The following is a 24,264-nucleotide window of genomic DNA, read 5'->3' as shown; positions in this document are numbered from 1 at the left end:
TATTTTTTGAAAAGTTATTTTTTGTTGTCAAAAAAAATAACTTTCATGTCAAAATCTCTTTTTATCATTATCTTGATAATAAAAAGTGTTTTATACAGTCTCAGACAGTATAAAACACTTTTTATATTTCCCTTCAATGACAAATCCAGATGTAAGTAATATCTCTCCATAAATCACTTTACTTACTTTAAATTTCTAACTTTTCCTTAAATGGTGTACGATATAAATCTTGTTCTGTCAATCCATTTTGATATGCATATTTTACCCATTTTGCTTTTCCGTTATTTACATTTAGTAAACTTGTCGAATAAGGAATAACATACATATCTGATTTTTTACGCTCAGAAGGATTTTTAATATCTCTTTCTAAGCACTTTATCCCTTCATATATATCAGATAAAAGAAACTCTAAACTTTTCACCTTTTTTATTGAGTTTATTACATTACCATTACCAATTACAATTGCAAATTTCCAGTCCAATCCTGCCTTTACACAAAAATGTTTCATAACCTCTATTGCTTCCTGGCATATCCGAGGTTCAGGAAATGCACAATTTATTATTGCATATAGACTCCTTTTGTTTACACAAGCTCTGCTTTTATAATGTTTGCAATACTCTTCTAAAAACTGCATCAAAAGCCCTGGAACACAATAAACATATAATGGAAACGCAACGACTATTATGTCTGACTGATTTAAAGGTTCAAATAAAGATGATTGCATTTCTTTCCCTTTGCTAATATCTATATAACATTGCGGATATGGCAAAAGATTTTTCTGAAGTAGTTGAAGAAGAAAACAAGAATTTGAATTAATGCCTTTCGGACTTCCGTTAATAAAACAAATTTTTTTAATCATACTCCTCCAAAATATTTATTATTTTATTTTCTATATCTACATTTCTTTCTTTAGAACCACATATAAATACTTTGTTAAAGCCTTTATTATATTTTCCATCAGTTAAAGAAGTAAAAGTATCCTTTTCTTCATTACTTAACATTTCACCATGCCCTATAAGTATTTGTAATGGTTGTTCATCATATCGTTCTGGATGAATCGTAACTTTGCCTTTTTTAGTATAAAAAGGTAAAACATTAGGTATATAACGATCCATTACATTTTTTATTGTAGCACTATATTGTCCAAAAGAAATAGCTGATATAAATATTGCTATATCCGAATTAACTAATGAATAATTAATTTGATTAAGCAAATCATCCTTTACACATTTTCCCGGTGTCTTAATCCAACACCCTATACAACCTGAACAACTTTTTACATTATATTTAGTAACATCAAAGACTTTTATCATATATTTAGAGAGTCTACAATATTCTAACAAAAAATCTTTAAGTTTTTTACTATTTTCTGTTTCATTGTCTTTGTCATAAATCAATATAATTTTCATTATTTTAATCTATCACCTCTATTTTCAAATCTTGCAATTCTTCATTTAGATATATTTTGAAATAACTAACGATGCATTTACACCCCCTAATCCAAATGAATTTGATAAAACATTATTAATTTCTTTATATTTAACGATATTAGGCGTATAAGATAAATCACATTCTGGATCTTTGGTTCTATAATTAATCGTGGGAGGTACGAAACCTTTTTGAATGGAAATAATTGATACAAGCATTTCCATTGCCCCACCTGCTGTTAATAGATGTCCATGCATAGATTTTGTAGAGCTTATATCCAATGTGTTAGCATATTCTTTAAAAACTTTTTTAATTGCCATAGTTTCATATTTGTCATTTTTCTTTGTACCGGTACCATGCGCATTGACATAATCAATCTTATCAATAGATAATTTAGCATCTTCAATTGCTCTTATCATTGCCAATTGCATTCCTAGTCCTTCTTCGTGTGGATCAGTTAACGAAAATCCATCCATTGAAGCACCATATCCTTTGACTTCTGCAAATATTTTCGCGTTTCTTTTTTTAGCATCACTTTCTCTTTCCATCATAAAAAGAATACAACCTTCGCCTATCGTAAACCCAGCCCTATGTTTATCGAATGGTGCGCAATTACTTTTCACATTTTCTTTAGTTAATTCTAAGGCATTTAATCTGCAAAGTCTCGCTATTGCTATAGGATCCAAACATAATGATATTCCACCACAAATTACCATATCCGCTCTTTTATTTTTCAAAAGATGATAGGAATCTCCAATAGCTTGGCTTGATGCTGCACATGTTCCAAAATTGCAAGCACATATTCCATTAATATTAAAATCTTTTGCTGCATAATACGTCAATAATGAAGGATTTATATTCATTAACGTATTCATATGTAAATTTTCATTTGTATAATTCATATGTAATTCGTTACTCTTAAGTTTCCAATACTGCTCGCCGAGATACACAACATCATCTGGAGCGGCAATATTGGGGTTCGTTCCAATACAACATGCTATTCTATCAGAAGAATATATATTTTTATATTGCAAAAATAATTTTTTTAAACAATAATAAAATAATTTAAACTGCAAATTCCCTTCATATGGATATTTCACTTTACACAGATCTACTATATCAATAGTTCCACCATGTCGCACAGGAAATTCACCTAAATTATATCTATCAATATAACCTATTCCCGATTTTCCTTTTTTTAGATTGTCTACAATAGTGTCTATATCATTTCCAAGCGGAGTAATCGCACTTATACCTGTTATAACAATTTTATCTAACATCTTATGCCTTCTTTCCAATAATAATGGATCCATAATTTCCACCTATTCCTGCAGTATTAATCAAACATTTGTCAATATATTTTCTGTCCTCGGAAAAATATTGCCTATAATCCATTTTAGCATTTCTTAATTTGGGGAAACTATTTTGATTAATTGATTTAATGGCTAGTATACAATCTATCATACCTGCTGCACAACCAAGAAAGCCTATATTAGCTTTCGTAGACGTTACAGCAATAGGATTTTCATTCCATATTTCTTCAATTGCTTCAATTTCTGCATTATCCCAATCAGCATATGATGGCGCATTTGCATATAATAAACTTATATCTTCTTTTTTCATTGAGCATATTTCCAAAGTATCTTCCATATGTTTTCTGAATCCACATTTAGATAATTTAAAAAAATCTTCTTCGGGAAAAGTATGCATTGTACCACCATATATATAGGCTAATATATTTCTATTATTTTGTATTGCACTTTCTTCACTTTCAATGAGAAGAGCCCCTGCGCCTTCACCATATATAATGCCTTCATTTTTATTGCTAAAAGGAGCACTCAATTGATATGAAACATCCATAGGAGTCGTTTTCCTCGCTAATTTTGAATTGCTTAACCACAAAAATTCATGAGGAGTAAATGGATTATATGTAGAAGCAACTATCGCTTTTTCATAATATCCAGCTTCTATATCCCAAGCAGCGTGTAATATTGCTTCTATAGAAGAAACATCACCTGAGTATAATACATTTGCGCTTCCATGCAAATTATATTCTTTAGCAATAAAATGTGTCGGCAATGTAGGTAAGAGTTTAATTCCATTTAACGGAGGAAATTTATCCAAATTCTTACCAATATTTGGCAGTTGTATTTTCTTCATATTTTTCTCAGAAATATTAATTATGGTTTCATACAATTCTTCATCTAAATTTATGCTCTGATTTCCAAGATAAATGGCACAATTTTCTCTTTGATCGTTCACATCCTCAAACCACTTATATCTTTTTATAGCCTGCATTACTGCTACCAATTCATATTGATTATATTTTAGCATTATATTACTGCGTTTCAATCCACTTCTTCGTGCACTAAACTTTTTGATTTCACCCCCAAACTGACAAGGATATTGTGATACATTAAATCTTTCGATTTTGTCAATTCCATTTTCTACCTTTATTATTTTTTCCCATGTTTCCTCAATATCATTTCCAAGAGATGTAATACATTCCATACCTGTTATTACAACATTTCTTTTCACGTCTATTCCTCCTAATCCACAAAACTAGAATTTTACTCTAAATGCCTTCCTCCTGTAACTAAAATTTGCGTACCTGTAATATATGAAGCTCTTTCGCTCGATAAAAATAATGCTAAATTGCTAATATCATCTGCCCTTCCAAATCTTCCCAAAGGAGTTTTAGTTAAAATTTCACTTTTAACTTTAGGTGATATAGTTTTTACAACTTCTGTTTCTATTAAGCCCGGAGCTATCGTGTTCACTCTAATATTATATTTTCCATATTCAAGTGCAAGAGCTTTTGTAAGAGATTCTATGGCACCTTTAGAAGTACTATAAGCGGCTTGCCCTTTAGCAGGAAAATGTGCAGAAACTGAGGAAATATTGATAATACATCCACTTTTTTGTAAAATCATATGTTTTAATACATATTTACTATAATGAAATATACTATTTACATTTGAATCTAAAGTATTTTTCCAAACATCCTCTGTTGTATTAAGGAAAAAACCTCTTGATATATATCCTGCACAATTAATGAGTATATCAATTTTTCCGGTTTCCTTTATAATATCTTCAATAAAATTTTTTACTTCTGATCCTCCCCTTCCATCTACTGAGCGACTATTTATTTTTGAATGATAACGTTTACCAAATTCTTCTTGCACATTTTGAGCTTTGATATGATTAGAAAGATATGTGAAATATACATTAGCCCCTGCTTCCGCAAAAGCTCTCACCATTTCTCGTCCAATTCCCCTACTTCCACCCGTAATAATTACAGTTTTTCCATCTAAATTATATTCCATTTTTTCTCAGTAAAATTTCATTCTACTGATTGTCACCTCATTCCTTTAAATTTTCATTTCATATTTTCATACAAAAAACTCAAATAATTGCCACATTCTTCTTTATTATGCAATTTCTCAAATTCTACAATTCTAAATTGGATAACACCCTGAAATACCTTTTTATCATTACAATACCCTATAGTCTTTATTCTCACTTCATCACCAATCTGGTAACTCTCCACATTGCCTTTGGTAATATCTAAAGATATGTCTAAAATATTTCCTGGACGAACTAAGTCAAAAAATTTAAAATGGCTAAAAGACATCGGTATTAGACTATTCTTGAAATTCGTTATATGCCAAAAATATATCCTACTTAATTGTATACTTCCTTCTATCATCATTGCTGCTGGTAACAAGGGACTATTAGGGAAATGATCTCTAAAAATATCCTCGTTCAAAGATAAGTATTTGCTTCCTTCAATATTAAACTTATCTATTCTTCTTAATGAATCAATAAAAATATTTCTCATAACATCTAATATCTCCTTCATAAAAGTCATACAAGAGCTACTGGATTTATTAATGCAGCAGAAGCATTATTGAATCTGACTGGAACTGCTAAAAAATAAATTTGATTTAATCCATTTTCGGATAAAACTTCCAAATTTAAGTTTTCCATTATATAGGCTCCTTTTTCTATTAATAGTTTCTTATGTCCTGGATAAAACGTGGAATATAAATTTTTTTTAGTTGGAATATGTTCTATGGCAAAATTATCCGCTCCTATTGCTTTAATATTTTTGCTCGCTAACCATAAGATTGCATCTATTCCAAGTCCTGCCTCCTTTTTATAATATTCCTCATATTCGCCCTGAAGCCAAAATTTTATATGTCCAGTTCTAAATAATACAATTTCATAGTCCTCAATGTTCATCTTTTGATATTTCAGACATTGCATTATAATATCCACTGTAATTTCTTCATCAGGATTTATATAATTTACATTTAAAAATCGGGGCAAATCAAGTATCATAGCTTTTCCATGAATAATCGGAATTTCGTCTGACCCATTTACATATATTTCAGGATTTCCTTCATAATGCGCTGAATTATATCCTACCTTATGAATAGCTGCATGGTTGAGTGCATCTATATGAGAAATACTATGTAAATCCATCTCTATAAGCTCTTTATAAAAACTTAACCTATCTGGCTTTCCGTTCCATCGTTCATCATCATGAGTAAACAAATATTTCTTTTTATATTTTATATAATCAGTCGTGCTATTGCCCGAAAATGGAATTCCAATACCCAATTCCAAAACTCTTAGATTGGTTAAATCTATATTTCTATGTTCATTCTTTAATACTTCGCTCATTATAACCACACTTATTCATATTTTCTTCAATAGAGGTTTCCATACTATTGTTTAAGTAATTAGACTTAATTATTTTTTCTTGTTTGATTAACACAGCACCATCTTTTATAATAATGTCATTTTCTCCATAAACTGAAACTGAAAAAAAATATATTTTCAAATTTTCATTGTATGATACAATCTTAGCTTTTATCGTTATTTTTTCATTCAAAAAAACAGGTCTATGAAAACAAAATTCATTAAAGCTTACTATAATACCCCCATACATATTTTGGGAATGTTCTCTAGCCACTCTCCCTGCTGTCTGAAAAATAGCTTCTATCAAGGTGAAATAAGGAACTATGTTATTGCATTCAAGTTCATTCTTCAAGTCTTCTTCTCGCTCTTGGAAACTTAAACTAGCTGTTGATTTATTTAAATCTACACTTTTAAACTTTATCATTTTCATATAATTCATAGTCTATCTCTCCAACTATCTTCCTTATGCAATATTTTAGTATTTCCGCATATCTTGTCTATAAACACAAAATATGCGGAAGTTCAAATAGATCCCAACTAAATTTAATTCAATTTCTTCTCCAAATAATCAACTAAATCCTTAACAGAAATATAATCATATATTTCAAAAGGACTATGAAGTTCTTCAATTTCACTATCAGTAATAGATATATTCTCTTTAATAAGGGTTTTTGCCTCCTCCGTAAAATTACCATCAACAATCATATCTTCGTTAGCAATTAAATTAGCAATATTCCAAAATTCTGCCTCTCCTATTGATATACTAAATTCTTGCTCTAACCGAAAAGTAATTTCTAACGTTTCTGCAGATTCAATTGCTAATTCTTTAAACAACAATGTATCCAATTGCATTTCATCTTCTTCGATGTCTAAAACCTTGGATAATAACTCCTTTACTTTTTTTGTTAATTCGCTTCTGTTTTCATGATTTGTACTCATAATAAATCCTCCTTTAGTTTTATGAAAAGATAACTATTATACTTATAATTATCTTCTTAACATATAGTAATATCTGTCCTCTCTGTTATTTTATTGAGAAGTTTGTCTGGTATTTTCATTGGCTTCTTTGTTTTTATATCTACAGGAACCATTGTATTCTCAGCACAATAACATTTTTGATTATTTACAAACACTTCTGTTTTGAATTGAATAGAAAAATATTTTATTTTTTCAATCTCAGTACATATTACTATTTCTTCATCATATTTAATCGGTATTTTATAATGTAAATGTACATCTTTCATGACAAAAAACAATCCATATTCTTTTGTCAATTCACTAAATGGTATACCAAATTTTCTAAACCATTCAGAACATCCAGCTTCAATATATTTACACAAATTTGCGTAATATACTATTCCACCTGCATCTGTTTCTGCATAGTATATCCGCTTTTTTAGTTTATTGATACTATACTCTTTATCTGCTATTAGATTATCCACCTTCATATTTTTCTTCTCCATTCTAGCTTATTCTTTTAATTGTACTTTTTTATTACTTGATAAGTGTATTTCATTACATATGACTATCTTTTTAGGTCTCTCATATAAATTAAAATTTAATTTACAAAATTCATATACTTTATCTATAACTTCTTTGGGATTTTCGTCCTTCTTCGGTACTACATACGCAACAAAATATTCTCCGTAAATATCATGTCGTTCCTTTTTTATTTTTATATTGCTTATATATGGTAATTGAAATAAAGTGTTTTCAATACGGTTTTTATATACTTTTCTTCCGTTTATTTTTATTAAAGAATCTGTTCTCCCCACAATTACCAAATTTCCCTTTTCAAAATAGCCCAAGTCACCTGACATAAAATATTCGTTTTTATTTAATATTTTATTTTTATAGTATCCCAACATTAAATATTCTGACTTATATCCTATTTCTCCGATATTACCCTCTTTTAACTTATGCCTGTTATTATCGAAAATATCTATTTCTACTCCCTTCAGCGGAGTACCGACTCCCAAAAAATCTTTACTTTCTGAATTAAAGCATTTGAAACAGAGTCTTGGACTTGCTTCTGTCTGTCCATAATTATTATAAAAACTAATCCCAGGAAATTTCTTTACTATTGTTTCTATTACAAACGGATTTAGATATCCGCCTGCACTCATAAAAAATTTCAAATTTCCAACACTTAGTTCTTTCCCTAATTCAATATCTTTCGCTAAAGTTTCGTAGAAATAAGGGGTTGCCGGATAATTTGTTACATTTTTCTCTTTAATTTCTAATAATATCAAGGCATTATAAACATTATTTGTGCTTAATATAATTTTCCCTCCGCACAATAAATGTGCACACACTTCTGACAATGCAAAAGAATATGAAAGAGGTAAATTTACCAGTAACACATCTTCATTTGTCAAGGATGTGTATTCGATTACCTGTTTAACATTTCTCAAGAAGAGTTCCTTTCTCAGCAAAACCCCTTTACTATGTCCACTTGTTCCTGAAGTAAACAGCATAATATATCCTATATCAAAATCATTCTTTTTGATCCATGATACCTTTTTAGAGTCTGAATTTACTGTTATTACATTGGCTTCTCTTTTTCTAATCATCAATATTTTTTTTAGATTGCTATACTCTTTATCCATATTCTCAAATTCACTAGACATACTATCTTTGTTCGATATAATGTAATTTGCATCTGAGATTTGAATAATTTCTTTCATCTGAGATAAACTCAATTGATAATCTAAAGGAATAATTGTCACATTCATCTTCCACAACGCAAGAAAAATCTCCATATACATCAAGGGATTGTTTATAATTAAAATAACATGATCATATTTTTTTATTCCCAGTTCATCAAAGTATACTTTTATAGAATTAATCTTTTCATTTAATTCTTTGTATGTAATAATATTTTTTTTATATTCAAATGCAATTGCTTCAGGATTAGGACACTTCCAAAATTCCAATTCATCATACATACTATCACTTTCCTTCCCGTATATTCATTTCTATATTTCTAGCTAATAATTCACCTGTCATCTTTCTCTTTTTCATTTTCTCATCATCATATCCTAATTTTTCTTTTACATAATCAGATAAATTATTGCTATATGTATCTCTATATAACTTTGCCAAAAGACTATAAAATTTATTTATCGGTAATTTTGTTTCCAATAGCGCATGATTAAAATCGAAATATTCATATGATATTTTCTGCAATTTCTCTTTGTTTTGATCATACATATCATTTCCTGGTAAAGGAGTAATAATATTAAATATTGGCATAGTCAAATTCATTCTCTTAACCCATTCTCCTAAGATTTCAAAGTCTTCTTCGTCAAAATCTAAATCAATAATAAAACTAGACATTATCTCTATGCCGGCATCATGCAACAGACGTACGGCTTTTTCATTTTGATCACTATTTGTTGCTTTATGAAAATTCTTTAAACGCTTATCTGTTATTGTTTCAATCCCTATAAAAACTCTCTTTAACCCTATTTTTCTCCATTTTTTTAAAAGATCTATGTGTTTAATTGCTGTATTAACTCTTACATAGGCCATATAATTTTTTTTAATTCCATACTCTACAATTTTTTCATATAACTTTTCTGAATATGTGGCATCTTGAAATGAATGGGCTTCACAAAAATATATGTTTTTTTCTTTAATCATTTGTAATTCTTGTATTACACGTTCAATAGGAAAATGAGCTACTATTCCATCTCTTATTTTCCAAATTGTGCAAAAATTACAACGATACATACAGCCTCTTGATGTCGATAATGCTGCTAAATCATGCCAGCCCGCAAATTTATAAAATGTCCGATATTTTTCTGTTAATTCTCTCGCTGGAATTGGACTAATACTTAAATCATGTAAAATCTCTTTAGGTGAGCCAAATGTTAATTTTCCTTTTTTTACGGAAACGATTCCTGGTATCTCAAATATATTTCTATTTTTATTTTCAATATAATCAATAAGTTCCGGAAAACTTCTTTCCCCATCACCCATTGAAATATAATCAAGTTCTGGGAAATTAAATTCTTCTGGTGCATGTGTAGGCTGTTCACCGCCAACAATAGTGACTATTTTGCTATTAACTTTTTTTATTATATGTAAATATTTTTTGACATAGTTAACCTGACAAATATAGCATGTAATTCCGACAACATCTGGATTAAATTCTATAAGTTCCTCTTCAAATCTATCTTCAACTCTTAAATCTAATATTTTTACAGTATGCTTTTCCTTAATTGTTGCTGCCAATATTTCTAAGGCCAAAGGTTCAATAATTCTACTTTTAACAGTTAATCCGAAAACTGGTGGTTGTACCAATAAAACTTTCATATTTTCCCTCCACTTATAAATCTAAAATACTAATTATTCTAAGTTCAATATTATTTACCGAATAATTTTATTTTCTATTCACATTCAATAACAGGAACATTTTTTATATTTTCTTTTATTTCTTGATATTTATTTGGTGTAATTAAAATATACTGCTCTGTAATTTTTTTAATTTCCAAAACATAAATAATCATATTGATAGATGGTCTTTCTATAATATAAACTACACTATTTCTTGCGATATGTTTTTCTTTCAGTTTTCTATAAATCTCCTCTCTTTTTCTATATAACTCTTTAAATGTAATTACCTCATGCAAAATTGTATTACTTTCTCGAATACAGTTTTTTTTAATTAGCTCATACAGTTTTTTATAGTGCATATCTATTTCTATATTAAATTTATTTTTATCAAATGTAATATAAGGAAAGTTAAAAGAGTACACATCTGGATAACTACTTTCTTTCATATTTAATTCGCTATAATGCAAAAATTCTTCATATGTAGTAGCCTGAGTTCTCATTTCATACTTGCTACATTCATTGATAATCGGTGCTTCTGGCTGCGCATGTAACCGTCCCCATTCAGCTCCCTTAAACGAAGAATGGTATAATAATTTCTGTAAAAATTCTTCACTTTGTTTCATATCTATATTTGTATAATAAGGTAATCCCGAAATTAAACTAACACTTATTTCTACATTTTTATATTTATCACATACTTCTAAAAAATCTAATACCTCTGTATCTGTAGGTAATATTTTACTCATTCCCATCTTATGCAAATATTTTCTGTGCCTCTCTGATAAGGAACACAAATCAATATTTACATACGCATATTTAAATGTTCTCGATAATAGTTCTATAAATTCTTTTTCTGGTATTTTGTATAAATAAAAATGACAAAACTTATTAGTTAGATCAATTCCTTCCCATAGTTCTCGATAATAGTTCATAACTTCCACTTCAAATGAGTCAATAAACATAAAGGTAGATGCATATTTTTTTAATTCTATTAAATCTTTTTTTACATCACAGCTTTCTCGTAAAAATGCTGTTGAGCGTCCAAATTGTTTTTTTTGGGCTTGTAAACATCCGCCACAATAGCAGCAATTCATCAAACATCCTTTACCCGTGTAAATATAATAGTTTGGTACACTATATAAGTCTTCTTTTGAAATTAATATTTCGTCTAAATTTGACAAAAAAATATCTTTTGAATTTTCTCGGTTCTGAATATAAGTGATAGAATTCTTTTGAACTTCCCCATTTAATTTATATATACAATTAGGAATATTTTTTTCTTCTTTACATATTTCTAACATTGGAATTTCTCCATCACCACAAATCACATAGTCTATAAAGTCATATTCAATAAATTTTTCCGCATATAATGTAGCTGTATTGCCCCCAATAACAATTTTTATATTATCATCAAATTGCTTAATAATCTTACAAATTTCAATCCCCCTAGCTATATGAACAAACCATTTTATACTAACTCCAATAATTTGAGGTTTATATTTATATAATAACTTTTCAATATCTTTTTTTAGCTCATCTTCATTAACATTTAGATTGTTATATTTACAATATGTATTAATACCATTTCTTCGAAGATACGATGCAATATACAATAATCCAATAGTTGCTGTACCAGGTGTTGCCGCTAATAACAGCACAGTTTTTCCACTTTTTATTAATTCTTTTTTTTCTTTACATTCCTGAATATCTAATGCTCTATCAGATTTTATTAAAAACTTAGCATCATTTTGATCTGCTTCTTTTCTACCTATGTTTATGAGATTGGCATCTAGCAAATATCCTATCATCTGTAAAATACTTTTTTCATTTGCCAATCTAAAATGCTTCTCATCTATAGATACTTTCCAAGAATGTTTAGCCATTTTTCCATTTACAATATAAATGTCTTTGTTCTGATTTTTTATAAAATTATATATTTGCTCAAGTGTATTTTTCCCGTTAAAATATAATAAGATATTGGCTACTTCTTTATTAATCACGACATAATTAAAACAATGCGTTTTCAGTAATACTAATTCCGTAATACCAATGTTCCTTTCTACTAATTTTGAATGCTTTAATAGCTCATTATCAAGTCTACAAATGTATGGATTTAACTCAAATATACATTTTTTTAAATTCTTAAATACATTTACACCTTCGCTTTCGCTATTTACGTTCTCTATCTTTTCTCTAATATCATAACTAAAATCTATTGCTATATTTTCTTCTCCTTTTTCAATACATGTAAATAATTGTTTTTCTATATCTTTATTATTAAACAAAACATTTTGATCGGAGCTTGTGTATATCTTATTAAAATCTATACAAGGTAATTTGACTTTCCATTTTCTCTGCATTTAAATTATCCCTTCCCATTTGTACTATAAAAGACTTTATGTAAATAGACTATAATAAAAAATCCAGCAAATAAAATGTTTTTCTCTACGTCTATTTCAATCACAAGTAACACTGCATCAATTAGATATGACGTATAATATATGGTATCTTTTATACTACTACACTATCTAAAATCATCTTAATTCATGAGGTCACAGATAAATTATTAATCAACGTTATTCTTTTATCTAAATAATTCTACATCAATCGCATCTGCCATAGCAGCACTTCCAACTTCACTTGGATGTACGTGATCGCCAGAATCATATGCTGGTAATAACTGCTTAATATTACTAGGATTACGAGTAATCATATCAAAATCTATTACTGCATCAAATTTTCCTCCTGAACGAATCCATTTATTGACTTCCTGACGCACATTTTCCTCTTCTTCTGTATATGATAAATGTCCTTCAAAAGGCATAATTGTTGCTCCATATATTTTCAATCCATGCTTATGTGCTAAATCAATATAAATTTGAAGTCCATCTATGATTTGTTCAGCACTTACAATCTCATTATTGGGAGATGTTCCACCTGGACCAGTAGACATAATATCATTTATTCCTTCCAAAACAACTACGTATTCAGCTCCTGGATGTCCTGTAATAGCTTTTTCAAATCTCGATACCCCGGAAGCACCAAATAAACCATGTAAATTCTCTACTGTATCATGCAAAATTCTATTTCCAACTATAGTTTCTCTAATTACCGCCAAATCATTAATCCCATTTTTATTCAACTTTTCTGTAAAATATTCTGGCCACGAAAGTGCTGATATAGAATCCCCAAATACGATAGCAGTTCTAGTACTTTCAGGTGCACATACTTCTATTGAATTTACAAATAAAGAAATGTTTGGATAATCATTTATAACTATTGGAGTATAATTTTCTTGTGTAGAATCGGCAAGAGTATAATTACCTTTTGGTGAAACATATGCCTCGACATTGCCACAACCACCCGTTGGAGTTATCATTTGAGATGGTAAATATGTACTTACAGCAATTCTATCTTGTGATCTTACCGTTAAATTTATTGGATCACTCCAAACATATTCACCATCCTCTATAACTATCTCTTCCTTCCCATTAAATGTAATATTTTTTATTGTATTTTTTTTTGCAACACCATTTTTATCCACTATTGCAACACTTGCAGCTCCTATTTCTAAGTTTCCTGTTCCATATTCATTAGAAAATTTAATTCTTTCTTGTGTTCCACCATAACTTAGTGTTACAATCGTTCTCAAAGTTTGATCTTTATAATTAAAGAATCCATTATTCTGCATATTAGCAAAACTTACAGCACTTGTATTCCAGCTCCCTATCCATTTATTCTTTTCTATTGGTGCAAATCCAGTAAGAAAACATACACTTAAAATAACAACAAGTATTGATGCTAAAATTTTGTTTAAATATTTTGTTTCTTTCATTATGTCACCTCATAATCTTTCATAATGCATATCTATAGTGGTATATTTCCATGTTTTTTAGTTACTTGAATTACAGGTTCTTTATTTGTAAAAGCAACTAAATCCTGATAAAACTTTTCTCTCGTTTCTTCTGGCAAGATTATTTCATCTATATATCCCTCTTTTTCAGCAGTCAAAGAATTCATATATTTTTGAGAATATTTTTTCTCCATTTTCTCTTTGAAAATTTCTTTTTCTTTTTCACCCATATCTAATAATATTTTGCCGTATAAGATATCTATAGCGCCTTCTGCCCCCATTACTGAAATTTGTACATTAGGCCAAGCATATACCGCATCTGCCCCTAAGTGCTTACTTCCCATAGCAATATAGGCACCACCGAAAGCCTTTCGCAAAATCAAAGTAATTTTAGGCACTGTGGATTCCGCATAAGCATATAATAATTTTGCTCCATGTCGTATAATTCCACTTTTTTCTTGTTCTATGCTTGGTACAAATCCAGGAACATCCACTAACGTAATAATAGGAATATTAAAAGAATCGCAATAACGAACAAATCTAGCTGCTTTATCACTAGCATCGCTGTCTAATACTCCTCCCAATACTTTAGGTTGATTAGCAACTATACCTACGGTCATTCCACAAAAAGTTCCTAATCCAATTACTATGTTTCCAGCAAATTTTTTCTGAATTTCCATGAATGTATTTTTATCTAACAATTCATCAATTATCCTATGTATATCGTAAACTTTTCGTTGTTCCTTTGGTACAAATGTCCCAATCTGTGAAAAATATTTTTGACTAAATTTAAAGTTCTCATTCTTGTTTAAAATATTTGAAGATGGAATCATCTTTATCAATTTCCTTACTTCATTAAAACATTCTTTTTCTGTTTCAGAAATAAAATGAGCTACCCCAGAATACTCGGCATGTATACTACTTCCTCCTAATTCATTCATACTGCATATTTTTCCAGTTACATCCTGAATCACTTTTGGACCTGTTACAAACATATATCCGACATTTTTTATCATAAAAATAAAATCTGTAATTGCTGGCGAATACACAGCTCCTCCTGCGCAAGTACCAGCAATAATAGAAATTTGCGGTATATAACCTGAAGCTAAAGTATTATAAAAAAATATATCGCCATATCCGGCCAATGCGTTAACACCTTCTTGAATTCTAGCACCTCCTGAGTCACAAATTCCTATTACAGGGCATTTATTTTCAATAGCTTTTTTTATCGTAATTGCAATTTTTCTCCCATGAGCTTTTCCAACAGTTCCCCCACATACAGTAAAATCTTGTGAATATATGAACACCAATTTACGATGAATATATCCATATCCCGTTATTACTCCATCGTATGGAAAGGATTTCTCACACTCATACTCTTCCCCATAACTTCCTATATTACTACCATATTCATGAAACGAATTATCATCTAATAAATACTTAATTCGCTCTATAGCATGCAATTTATGCATTTTATGTTGTTTTTCTATATCATATTTCCCTTGCACTACATTTAATCCTCCTAACATATACTCTAGTTTTTATATCGACTTTCAACTTACTTATTCATCACTTACAATTTTTTTATATAGATTTTTTAGTACACGTCCTGGTCCAACCTGTGTAAATTCATCTACTCCTTGATCAATCAAATACTCTATTGACTGAACCCATTTTACTGGATTGTATATTTGTTTAATTAAATTATTTTTGGTATCTTCACTTATATATTCTTTTGCTGTATAATTTGAAATAACTGGAATAGATGCTTCTTTAACGTTTACCTTCCTAAGCACTGATCCAAATTTCAATGCTGCATTTTTCATATATCTTGTATGAAATGGTCCGCTTACTTTTAAAAAAACAACTGTTGCCCCCAATAGTTCAAAAATTTTTTTTACTTCTTCTAAATCTTTCATAGGTCCTGCAATTACCGTTTGTGTATAACTATTCATGTTCGCAATATCTATTGTTTCAAAACCATATCTATTTATTGTTTCTATTACAGATACCCTATTTATTCCTAATATAGCCATCATGCTACCATTTGTAATTTCCGACATTAAATTACCTCTTTCTTTGACTAATATTAGTCCTTCTTCGAAACTTACAATATTTGCAGCAGCTATAGCATTAAATTCTCCTAAACTATGCCCTATACAGTATTCTGGAATTCCCTCTCTTTCAATATAATCAAAATAAGAAAATGCATTTACCATATACATGGCTGGTTGAGTAAACTCTGTTTGATTTAACATCTGTGCTCTATCTTTATTATTACAAATGTCTACAATTGAATAACCCAAAATATCATCAGCACTTTTTATATATTTTGAATATTTATTACAATACTCTTCTTTCATCATTCCAGTAAATTGAACTCCTTGTCCTGGAAACATACAAGCTTTTTTCATATATATTATCATTCCTTCCTATAATGATAGATAAACCCAATAATACCTATTTATAATTAGTTAGAAATTATTTTCTCCAACAACAATTAATATTTGTGTTTTTCTAAAATAAATCCTTCAAAACTTCTATTTGTATTGTATTATATTTTCCTTTGTTTTATTAAATGATGACATTTTCACTGAATAATTTGTCAAAAAAACATGTAAATCAACCAAGGCTTAACATACTTTATTAGTAAATACTCAATCAAAAATGCTAAAAAACAAAAATCCCCGCATTTTAGCGGGGATTAATTCAACCGTAAGCGCTTAAATCTTGGGTAGCTTTACTGTCTACGTTTTTGAACTCATAATGATAGTAAATAGATTTTTACTACACTCCGCTTGATAGGAGATAGAAATTTACTACATTTGGAGGTTTCATTATGAGTAAGAAACGTGCTCCAGGGCGTTCCCTGGACGAATGGATGGATCTGGTAACCGAATGCAGACAAAGTGGCCTGACAGATGCTGCATGGTGTAATGAGCATGGGATATCTCCCAGCTGTTTTTACAATGCAGTTACCCGTCTCCGCAAAAAAGCCTGTCAGATACCGGATCCAGCCCCCAAAGCCAGTACTCTTGACCTTACATCCCATAAACAGAATGTAGTCCAGATTGCTATAGAACCGGAGTCTTCTCCGGCAAGACTGATCCCAGATAATGGAAACAGACCTATGCACCTTGACAATTCACATACGATTGAAATCGAAGCAGACGGATTGCTTATACGAATGAGTAATGAGATCAAACCGGTACTTCTGAAGATGCTTATGGATACGCTGAAGGAGTCGTTATGTTAGCGGACATCTCAAGTGTTGATGCGATCTATATCGTCTGTGGCAGAACAGATATGCGCAAGTCCATTGATGGATTGTGTGCGATCATCCAGGAACAGTTTTCGATGGAGATTGACCATGCACTTTTTCTTTTCTGCGGTCGTAAATGCGACCGTATCAAAGCTATTTTAAAAGAGCCTGACGGGATCGTTATGATCTACAAAAGACTGACCGCCCAGGGATCTTACCGATGGCCCAGGAATAAATCTGAAGTCCGGAATCTTACATGGCGGGAGTTCGACTGGCTGATGTCTGGCATTGATATTGAGCAGCCCAAAGCGATCAAGGCAACGTAAAAAAGATGCACATAAAACTCTTGTTTTTTACTGTATTTTCGGCGTTACTGTTCAGAGGTATGCATAAGTCATTGTAAAAAATGACGAAATTTATTTTTTTATTTTGTGGATAACCATTCGCGGCAGGAAAAACTGTGTTTATAGTTTTTCCTGCTGTTCTTTTTGTTAAAAGTTATACACCAGATTCTAGTTTTGGGAACCCATTCTTGAAGTTTCAAGGTCTGCATGAATACTTTTTTTATTATAAAACAGCTATTTATCCACAGTCAGATTGACGAAAAGGCACTTTCTGGTGATTCGCTTTTTTTCTATGTTTCTGTTATACTTTTTCTTAAGAAAGAGAGGTTCACTTATGAATATTGATTTTAAAGAAGAACTTAGAAAACGTGATGAACTTCTTGCCGGTTATCTCAAACAGATTGAAATCCAGGAGGAATTTATCCAGAAACAAAAAGAATTGATTGAATATCTGGAAGAGCATATCTCAAAGATTACAGACATTGTCAGTGGCGTTTGATTATAACTGTACTGGAGGAAAACATATGCCTGATGCGTATGATTACATCTCACTCATGTGTCGGCTGAAAGCCGCACAGACAAGAAATAAAGAACTGGAATCCGGTGAACACTATATTAAGCTGAAAGAACTCCATCAAAAGGAGTGCAGAGCCTATGAACGTAAGATTCAGGTGCTGCTAACGGAGATAGCGGATGCACATAAAGAAACCATCCGTGTCCGCAATTACTGGTTTCAGGTACTGGAGGATATGCTGCTGGAGTTTGAGGTAATGCAGAAAAAAGCTGACCAGAAGCTTCGGGAGATGGAGAAACGTGCTCTTCTTGCTGAGAGACAAAGAGATGATGCATTGGAGAAAGCAAAAGAATTCCGCCTTAAGTTCTATGAAACCGCCACCCAGCTGGAAGAAGAACAGGGAAAGAACCTGAAACTTCATGCACAGATCAACCGTGATTATGAAAATTCATCTATTCCTTCTTCAAAAGCCATCCGGCGGAAAAAGATTGCAAACAGCAGGGAAAAAACAGGACGGAAACCCGGTGGACAGCCAGGACATAAAGGGCATGGCCGAAAAAAGCAGGAGCCTACACATCCGGTAATCCTCCTTCCGCCACCAGAAGAAGTGCTTGAAGACTGTGCTTTTAAAAAGACAGCAAGAACAATCATAAAACAACTGGTAAGTATCCGTGTGGTCCTGGATGTAACAGAATACCATGCAGATGTTTATTATAACAGCCAGACCGGCGAACGTGCACACGCTGCATTTCCGGATGGTGTTATTGATGATGTGAATTATGATGGCAACATCCGGGCATTTTTGTTCCTTCTGAACAATGACTGCTGTACCTCTATTGATAAAAGCAGGAAGTTCCTGTCTGATCTGACGGATGGAAAACTGAATATTTCCAAAGGCATGATAAGTAAACTCAGCAGGGAGTTTGCTTTAAAAACAGAGCCCGAGCGCAAGGCAGCCTATGCGGACATGCTGCTTTCCCCTGTTATGCATACAGATTGTACAAGCGGCAGGGAAAACGGAAAAAGCTGTCAGATCTATGTCTGTGCCACACCAGACGGAAAAGCATTGTACTTCGCTCGTGAGAAAAAAGGACACGAGGGAGTAAAAGGGACTGTTACAGAGGATTATCAGGGGATCCTTGTCCATGACCATGATATTACCTTTTATAATTATGGAGCAGATCACCAGGAATGCCTTGCCCATGTGCTGCGTTACCTGAAAGACAGCATGGATAATGAACCAGACCGCACCTGGAACAAAGAGATGCGTTCACTGGTACAGGAGATGATCCATTTCCGAAACGAATGCCAGCCATTTCAGGAACCGGATCCGGTAAAGGTATCTGAATTCGAAAAAAGATACCGTGAGATACTGGAAATAGCCAGGGCGGAATACGGAAATGTTCCGGCAAACAATTATTACAGAGACGGGTATAATTTATTCCTGAGAATGGAGAAATATATGCAGAACCATTTGCTGTTCCTGCATGATTCCCGAATACCTGCCACTAATAATGAAGCCGAAAGGCTTCTAAGAAACTATAAGCGGAAACAGGCGCAGGCTGTGACATTTAGGAGTTTCGAAAGTATCGATTATCTCTGCCAATGCATGAGCATGCTTGTTTTGGTGCGGCTAGAAGAACCAGCGAATATATTTGACAGAGTATCCAGAATATTTGGATAAGAAAACCGATGGCTTTGACTGTTATTAGTCTACACCATCGGTTTTCTCATGTCCAGCTAACCTCTGAACAGTAACTTTTCGGCACTTTCAAGTCTTGGTAAATCCGTTGTTTTGCTGGGAAAAACCACTGTTTTCTGGTATAATGGAAACATCAGAAACAGGAGGGAAAAGCAGTGGCAGACAGTTCCAAAGATATCCAGCTCCGTGAGCTGAAGGACATGATAAACGATCTCAAAAAGATGATAAAAACACTTCAGGCAACTGTCGATGCTGCCAATAAACGGGAAGAGGCTCTCACCCAGGAGCGGGATAATCTGAAAGAAGAGATAGACCTTCTCCGTAAAAAACTGTTTGGCACCTCCAGCGAAAAAAGGACCCTCGATATTCCAGGCCAGTTAAACTTTTTCAATGAGGCGGAACTGGAACAGGATCCGAAAGCTGCAGAAGCAGAGGATCTTGAAGCAATTCTTCCGGAAAAAACAGCAAAAAAGCGAAAAGCAAGAGCTACAGATGCGGAGCGTTTTAAGGGAGTTCCTGTTGAAAAAAGTATCTGGAACTTTCTGAGGAAGAGAAACTCTGCCCTGTCTGTGGTACCCCGCTGAAAGAAATCGGGGAAGAGTTTGTCCGCCGGGAACTGGTCTTTGTACCGGCAAAACTGAAAGTATATGGATACTACAGTAAGAGCTATGAGTGCCCGCAGTGCAGGCTTCAGGATATTCCGGTTATCAAAAAAGGAAAAGATGGCAGATCTCATATGCTTTATGGAATGGCTTCTGCCGGAACGGTTGCCTGGGTAATGTACCAGAAGTTTTGTAATGGTCTCCCATACTACCGTCAGGAAAAGGACTGGAAACAGTATGGCGTGGAGATCACCAGAGCTACTATGACAAACTGGGTGATCCGAAATTCTGAAGCATTTTTTCTTCCTATGTACGAATACTTCCACAGGAAACTTCTGGAACGTGGATTCGCGATGGCAGATGAAACGCCACTTCAGGTTCTGCATGAACCGGAACGCCGTGCACAGATCAAGTCGTATATGTGGCTGTTCCGCAGTGGTGAAGACGGAGGACCACCTATTATCCTCTATAAATACTCGGAGACCCGGGCCGGGGACAATGCCGTAGATTTTCTTCACGGCTTCAAGGGTTATCTGATGTGTGATGGCTATAGTGGATACAATAAAGTTCCGGATGCCAAACGCACAGCCTGCTGGGCACACATCAGAAGATATCTGACAGATGCCATTCCCAAGGGAAAGGCTCTGGATTATACCCAGCCATCCGTACAGGGAATGCTGTATATTAACCAACTCTTCCACCTGGAAGATGGCCGTTGCAGTTTTTCTAACAATCTCAGTGAAAATGCGATCCGCCCGTTTACAGTAGGCCGTAAAAACTGGCTGTTCTGCGATACACCAAACGGAGCCCAGGCCAGCGCTATCGTGTACACAATGGTAGAAATGGCAAAAGCCAATGGAGTAAACGTCTATCACTATCTTACCTATCTGCTGGAAAAACTGCCTGATGATAGGATGAGTGATGATGAATTAGAACTTCTGGCGCCATGGAACGAAACCATCAAAGCTGAGATCGAACGTCGTGCAAACGAATCAAATCAATCATATGTGAATTGTCAAGGTGCTCCGGCTACTGAAAAGTAGTCGGGGATTTTTTTATCATACCAAAAAATTAAGCGCTTACTAATGATCTTAAGAACCGCGGAGTAAAAGATGTCCTTTTCTTCTGCGTGGATGGTCTTCCGGGTCTTAAAGAAGCTATTCAGGCAGTTTATCCGCAGGCAGAGATCCAGAGATGTGTGATCCATATGCTACGCAATTCTTTCAAATATGTAAATTATAATGATCTGAAAAAGTTTTCCTCAGATTTCAAAGAAGTGTACAATGCTCCGAACGAAACAGCCGCTTTAACAGAGCTGGAAAACATGAAAGAAAAATGGGGGAAGAAATGTCCGTACGCGATCAGTAACTGGGAAAATAATTGGGAAGATGTAAGTTCCTTTTTCCAGTTTTCTAATGACATCAGACGCATTATGTACACGACAAATATCATAGAAGGATTGAACCGCCAGTATCGGAAAGTCACGAAAACGAAAAGCGTATTCCCAAGCGATTCTGCATTGGAAAAGATGCTGTATCTTGCCAGCGAGAACGTAGTCAAAAAGTGGACGCAGAGATACCGGAACTGGGATCAGGTATTGAATCAGCTGATAGTCCTTTACGGAGAACGGCTTACTGCTTATCTGTAAGAGAAAAGAAAAGCAGGAATGGGAACTTTTAAGCCCCTCATTCGTAAGCGATGAATAATCATCCGGTCACGACTTCCAGGGAACTTTAAATATTCAGGTTCCCACGTTCTTCAGGTCTTACTTTTTCGATATCTATGATCCCTGTACATCTTTCTTTTATAAAGTCACTCCATGGCAGCAGCTGTTTTATGCCTGCGGGCTCATTTTTATAGTCCGGAATATACAGCAGCAAGGTGTAGAGATAATGATAGATGTTCAGGTTATTGGCTTTCGCTGTTTCTATGAGACTCAATACAATGGCACTTGCCGTTGCTCCATCAGCAGTATCATGAAACAGAAAGTTTTTACGCCCCGTCACATAGGTTTTTGCCCGACGTTCCGCTGCATTATTAGAGATCTCGCATCTTCCATCCAGTAGATAATTCATAAGGGTCTCTTTATGATTAAAGGCATAGTTTACCGCTTTTTCAAGCTTACTCCCGCCAGCAGGCTCCAGGGTTTCCAACCATGTCCAGAATTCATTCCAGATGGCAGGTTCTGTTTCCTGGCGTTTCTGTTTTCGTTCTTCCTGTGGAAGTTCTTTGTAGAGACGTTCCATATAGAAAAGACGGTTACAGAATGCAACTCCTTTTTCGGCAGGGAGCAGGGAACTGTCTTCTGCAGTTCCCTGCGGAGGTTCTGCAAGTTCCTGTTCAGAATTAATGTCCAGAAGTTTCAGCTTTTTCTGACGTGCTTTTGGGACTGCTTCAAAGAACTTACGCCTGCAGTGGGCAAGACAGCAGACCAGGACAACATCTTCGATCCTGCCGTATGCACTATACCCATCACACTGGAGCATCCCAGTGAAACCATGGAGAAATTCTATCGGATAATCCCCGCTCCGTCCGGGTCTGTAATCATACAGGATGATCGGTGGTTTTCCATCAGTCCCGCTCAGGTAGATCCACATATAGGATTTTGAAGTGGCAGTTTTTCCCTCTTCATGAAGCACCTGACAGGGTACCTCGTCTGCATGGAGGATCTCTCTTGCCAGCAGTTCCTGATGCATTACTTCATAGACTGGAGAGAGATATTCCAGTGAACAGTAATTGTACCAGTGCGCTGCAGTTTCTCTTGGGACAGGCACCCCTTTTTCCATCCAGTCTTTTGACTGACGGTAAAAGGGAAGGTGCAGAAAGCTTTTCTGGTACATGACCATTGCCACCATATCCGGCGATGCGGGACTATGGGCAAGAAGCGGTGTCGGTGTTTTTGCCTCTACGATCGTTGTTTCATCCTCCTGCCGACATACAGGACACATAAGGGTTTCCTGCATGTAATGGACCCTTACCACTTTTGCCGGAGTGATACGCAGTTCTTCCCGGACAAACTTATACCCCAGGTGTTCCATCGGGGAACCACAGTCCGGACAGATCCTTTCTTCCGGGGGAACATCGCAGGAGATCTCTTTTATGGGAAGGGCCTCATACAGATCTGCACGAACAGACTTTTTTCTTCTGGTCCGTGTATGTTCTTTTACAACGGTCACCGTTTCTTCCTCCTGGATTCCTTCCTCCTGATCAGGACGCCTGGTCTTTTCGCTGGATGTTCCAAAGATCTTCCTTTTCAGTTCATCTATCGTCTCGTTCAGGTTCGCAATAGTGCTGCGGAGCTCTTTTATGGTAGCTCTGAGATCCACAATGGTCTGTTCCTGTTCTTTATTCGTGCTTAATAAAAGCTGGATCATATCTTCTGTATCATGAGGCATGGCATTTCCGTCCTTTGTTTTCTTATCCCTATTATAAAAGAAGTACGAGGATATGGCAAACAGACGGGACAGATGGTACTGTCAATCTGACGGTACCTCAGTTGTGGATATCTTTC

21 protein-coding genes and 2 pseudogenes are annotated in these 24,264 nt (G+C 33.6%); 6 read left to right on the top strand and 17 right to left on the bottom strand.

Translation table 11 applies throughout. The annotated features are described in order from the left end of the window. Positions 1 to 187: 187 nt before the first annotated feature. From PG418_RS16510 to fabD, 16 genes are all read right to left on the bottom strand, one after another. On the bottom strand, positions 188 to 859 hold the full coding sequence (locus tag PG418_RS16510) for a hypothetical protein (RefSeq protein WP_498837707.1): 672 nt from the start codon (positions 857 to 859) through the stop codon (positions 188 to 190). Further along, complete coding sequence (locus PG418_RS16505) at positions 852 to 1,409, bottom strand: NAD(P)H-dependent oxidoreductase (protein WP_101883879.1); 558 nt, start codon at positions 1,407 to 1,409, stop codon at positions 852 to 854. The genes PG418_RS16510 and PG418_RS16505 overlap by 8 nt, the downstream gene beginning before the upstream one ends. Before the next feature lie 45 nt (positions 1,410 to 1,454). After that, a complete protein-coding gene (locus PG418_RS16500; protein ID WP_498837706.1) occupies positions 1,455 to 2,741 on the bottom strand; it encodes a beta-ketoacyl-[acyl-carrier-protein] synthase family protein in 1,287 nt (428 codons plus the stop codon). Further along, positions 2,710 to 3,966 (bottom strand): beta-ketoacyl synthase N-terminal-like domain-containing protein, encoded by a 1,257-nt coding sequence (locus PG418_RS16495; RefSeq protein ID WP_498837705.1) that lies wholly within the window; start codon positions 3,964 to 3,966, stop codon positions 2,710 to 2,712. The genes PG418_RS16500 and PG418_RS16495 overlap by 32 nt, the downstream gene beginning before the upstream one ends. 32 nt (positions 3,967 to 3,998) lie before the next feature. Further along, positions 3,999 to 4,754, bottom strand: a complete 756-nt coding sequence (locus PG418_RS16490; protein ID WP_498837704.1) for an SDR family NAD(P)-dependent oxidoreductase — start codon at positions 4,752 to 4,754, stop codon at positions 3,999 to 4,001. Between the two features lie 53 nt (positions 4,755 to 4,807). Next, on the bottom strand, positions 4,808 to 5,269 hold the full coding sequence (locus PG418_RS16485) for an ApeI family dehydratase (RefSeq protein WP_498837703.1): 462 nt from the start codon (positions 5,267 to 5,269) through the stop codon (positions 4,808 to 4,810). Between the two features lie 26 nt (positions 5,270 to 5,295). Further along, on the bottom strand, positions 5,296 to 6,117 hold the full coding sequence (locus PG418_RS16480; protein WP_101883884.1) for a cyclase family protein: 822 nt from the start codon (positions 6,115 to 6,117) through the stop codon (positions 5,296 to 5,298). Continuing rightward, positions 6,095 to 6,574, bottom strand: coding sequence for a hotdog fold domain-containing protein (locus PG418_RS16475; protein WP_101883885.1), 480 nt, complete (start codon positions 6,572 to 6,574; stop codon positions 6,095 to 6,097). The genes PG418_RS16480 and PG418_RS16475 overlap by 23 nt, the downstream gene beginning before the upstream one ends. 104 nt (positions 6,575 to 6,678) lie before the next feature. Next, positions 6,679 to 7,074, bottom strand: a complete 396-nt coding sequence (locus tag PG418_RS16470) for an acyl carrier protein (protein ID WP_101883886.1) — start codon at positions 7,072 to 7,074, stop codon at positions 6,679 to 6,681. Positions 7,075 to 7,130: 56 nt separating this feature from the next. After that, complete coding sequence (locus PG418_RS16465) at positions 7,131 to 7,583, bottom strand: acyl-CoA thioesterase (RefSeq protein ID WP_180958631.1); 453 nt, start codon at positions 7,581 to 7,583, stop codon at positions 7,131 to 7,133. Positions 7,584 to 7,604: 21 nt separating this feature from the next. Then, positions 7,605 to 9,083 (bottom strand): class I adenylate-forming enzyme family protein, encoded by a 1,479-nt coding sequence (locus PG418_RS16460; protein WP_101883888.1) that lies wholly within the window; start codon positions 9,081 to 9,083, stop codon positions 7,605 to 7,607. A gap of 4 nt (positions 9,084 to 9,087) precedes the next feature. Then, positions 9,088 to 10,455 carry a B12-binding domain-containing radical SAM protein gene (locus tag PG418_RS16455; RefSeq protein ID WP_498837702.1) on the bottom strand — a complete coding sequence of 456 codons (1,368 nt, stop codon included), beginning with the start codon at positions 10,453 to 10,455 and terminating at the stop codon, positions 9,088 to 9,090. Between the two features lie 74 nt (positions 10,456 to 10,529). Then, positions 10,530 to 12,836 carry a B12-binding domain-containing radical SAM protein gene (locus PG418_RS16450; RefSeq protein WP_498837701.1) on the bottom strand — a complete coding sequence of 769 codons (2,307 nt, stop codon included), beginning with the start codon at positions 12,834 to 12,836 and terminating at the stop codon, positions 10,530 to 10,532. Between the two features lie 224 nt (positions 12,837 to 13,060). Further along, positions 13,061 to 14,311 (bottom strand): GDSL-type esterase/lipase family protein, encoded by a 1,251-nt coding sequence (locus tag PG418_RS16445; RefSeq protein WP_498837700.1) that lies wholly within the window; start codon positions 14,309 to 14,311, stop codon positions 13,061 to 13,063. A 32-nt stretch (positions 14,312 to 14,343) separates the two neighbouring features. Then, on the bottom strand, positions 14,344 to 15,837 hold the full coding sequence (locus PG418_RS16440; RefSeq protein ID WP_498837699.1) for an acyl-CoA carboxylase subunit beta: 1,494 nt from the start codon (positions 15,835 to 15,837) through the stop codon (positions 14,344 to 14,346). Between the two features lie 54 nt (positions 15,838 to 15,891). Continuing rightward, the gene (gene fabD, locus PG418_RS16435; RefSeq protein ID WP_498837698.1) at positions 15,892 to 16,743 is read right to left on the bottom strand and encodes an ACP S-malonyltransferase; all 852 of its coding nucleotides are present in this window, start codon (positions 16,741 to 16,743) and stop codon (positions 15,892 to 15,894) included. A 425-nt stretch (positions 16,744 to 17,168) separates the two neighbouring features. Between fabD and tnpA the strand changes: the two genes are divergently transcribed. The 6 genes and pseudogenes from tnpA to PG418_RS16405 form a co-directional block, all read left to right on the top strand. Continuing rightward, complete coding sequence (tnpA, locus tag PG418_RS16430; protein ID WP_498837697.1) at positions 17,169 to 17,585, top strand: IS66 family insertion sequence element accessory protein TnpA; 417 nt, start codon at positions 17,169 to 17,171, stop codon at positions 17,583 to 17,585. Next, complete coding sequence (gene tnpB / locus PG418_RS16425) at positions 17,579 to 17,917, top strand: IS66 family insertion sequence element accessory protein TnpB (RefSeq protein WP_117689872.1); 339 nt, start codon at positions 17,579 to 17,581, stop codon at positions 17,915 to 17,917. Before tnpA ends, tnpB begins: the two co-directional genes overlap by 7 nt. 352 nt (positions 17,918 to 18,269) lie before the next feature. Beyond that, a complete protein-coding gene (locus tag PG418_RS16420) occupies positions 18,270 to 18,434 on the top strand; it encodes a hypothetical protein (RefSeq protein WP_173684295.1) in 165 nt (54 codons plus the stop codon). A gap of 25 nt (positions 18,435 to 18,459) precedes the next feature. Then, the gene (locus PG418_RS16415) at positions 18,460 to 20,133 is read left to right on the top strand and encodes an IS66 family transposase (RefSeq protein ID WP_270636098.1); all 1,674 of its coding nucleotides are present in this window, start codon (positions 18,460 to 18,462) and stop codon (positions 20,131 to 20,133) included. 173 nt (positions 20,134 to 20,306) lie between these two features. Continuing rightward, positions 20,307 to 21,796: pseudogene (gene tnpC, locus PG418_RS16410) on the top strand (IS66 family transposase). 41 nt (positions 21,797 to 21,837) lie between these two features. Next, a pseudogene (locus PG418_RS16405) lies at positions 21,838 to 22,401 on the top strand (IS256 family transposase); the annotation flags it as partial. 85 nt (positions 22,402 to 22,486) lie between these two features. Here the strand turns inward: PG418_RS16405 and tnpC (PG418_RS16400) are convergent. Next, on the bottom strand, positions 22,487 to 24,148 hold the full coding sequence (gene tnpC, locus PG418_RS16400) for an IS66 family transposase (protein WP_119243355.1): 1,662 nt from the start codon (positions 24,146 to 24,148) through the stop codon (positions 22,487 to 22,489). Positions 24,149 to 24,264 lie beyond the last annotated feature (116 nt).

This window comes from Bariatricus sp. TF06-38A, from assembly GCF_027690675.1.
Lineage (GTDB): Bacteria > Bacillota > Clostridia > Lachnospirales > Lachnospiraceae > Allocoprococcus > Allocoprococcus comes.
This window is presented reverse-complemented; position numbering and strand designations above follow the sequence as displayed.

What these genes read in the sequence shown, in the direction of transcription:
- tnpC (WP_119243355.1), bottom strand. Translation starts at nt 24,148, where the DNA reads ATGCCTCATGATACAGAAGATATGATCCAGCTTTTATTAAGCACGAAT.
- PG418_RS16500 (WP_498837706.1), bottom strand. Translation starts at nt 2,741, where the DNA reads ATGGATCCATTATTATTGGAAAGAAGGCATAAGATGTTAGATAAAATT.
- tnpA (WP_498837697.1), top strand. Translation starts at nt 17,169, where the DNA reads ATGAGTAAGAAACGTGCTCCAGGGCGTTCCCTGGACGAATGGATGGAT.
- PG418_RS16415 (WP_270636098.1), top strand. Translation starts at nt 18,460, where the DNA reads ATGCCTGATGCGTATGATTACATCTCACTCATGTGTCGGCTGAAAGCC.
- PG418_RS16460 (WP_101883888.1), bottom strand. Translation starts at nt 9,083, where the DNA reads ATGTATGATGAATTGGAATTTTGGAAGTGTCCTAATCCTGAAGCAATT.
- tnpB (WP_117689872.1), top strand. Translation starts at nt 17,579, where the DNA reads ATGTTAGCGGACATCTCAAGTGTTGATGCGATCTATATCGTCTGTGGC.
- PG418_RS16455 (WP_498837702.1), bottom strand. Translation starts at nt 10,455, where the DNA reads ATGAAAGTTTTATTGGTACAACCACCAGTTTTCGGATTAACTGTTAAA.
- PG418_RS16450 (WP_498837701.1), bottom strand. Translation starts at nt 12,836, where the DNA reads ATGCAGAGAAAATGGAAAGTCAAATTACCTTGTATAGATTTTAATAAG.
- PG418_RS16475 (WP_101883885.1), bottom strand. Translation starts at nt 6,574, where the DNA reads ATGAATTATATGAAAATGATAAAGTTTAAAAGTGTAGATTTAAATAAA.
- fabD (WP_498837698.1), bottom strand. Translation starts at nt 16,743, where the DNA reads ATGAAAAAAGCTTGTATGTTTCCAGGACAAGGAGTTCAATTTACTGGA.
- PG418_RS16485 (WP_498837703.1), bottom strand. Translation starts at nt 5,269, where the DNA reads ATGAGAAATATTTTTATTGATTCATTAAGAAGAATAGATAAGTTTAAT.
- PG418_RS16505 (WP_101883879.1), bottom strand. Translation starts at nt 1,409, where the DNA reads ATGAAAATTATATTGATTTATGACAAAGACAATGAAACAGAAAATAGT.
- PG418_RS16420 (WP_173684295.1), top strand. Translation starts at nt 18,270, where the DNA reads ATGAATATTGATTTTAAAGAAGAACTTAGAAAACGTGATGAACTTCTT.
- PG418_RS16445 (WP_498837700.1), bottom strand. Translation starts at nt 14,311, where the DNA reads ATGAAAGAAACAAAATATTTAAACAAAATTTTAGCATCAATACTTGTT.
- PG418_RS16490 (WP_498837704.1), bottom strand. Translation starts at nt 4,754, where the DNA reads ATGGAATATAATTTAGATGGAAAAACTGTAATTATTACGGGTGGAAGT.
- PG418_RS16465 (WP_180958631.1), bottom strand. Translation starts at nt 7,583, where the DNA reads ATGAAGGTGGATAATCTAATAGCAGATAAAGAGTATAGTATCAATAAA.
- PG418_RS16470 (WP_101883886.1), bottom strand. Translation starts at nt 7,074, where the DNA reads ATGAGTACAAATCATGAAAACAGAAGCGAATTAACAAAAAAAGTAAAG.
- PG418_RS16480 (WP_101883884.1), bottom strand. Translation starts at nt 6,117, where the DNA reads ATGAGCGAAGTATTAAAGAATGAACATAGAAATATAGATTTAACCAAT.
- PG418_RS16510 (WP_498837707.1), bottom strand. Translation starts at nt 859, where the DNA reads ATGATTAAAAAAATTTGTTTTATTAACGGAAGTCCGAAAGGCATTAAT.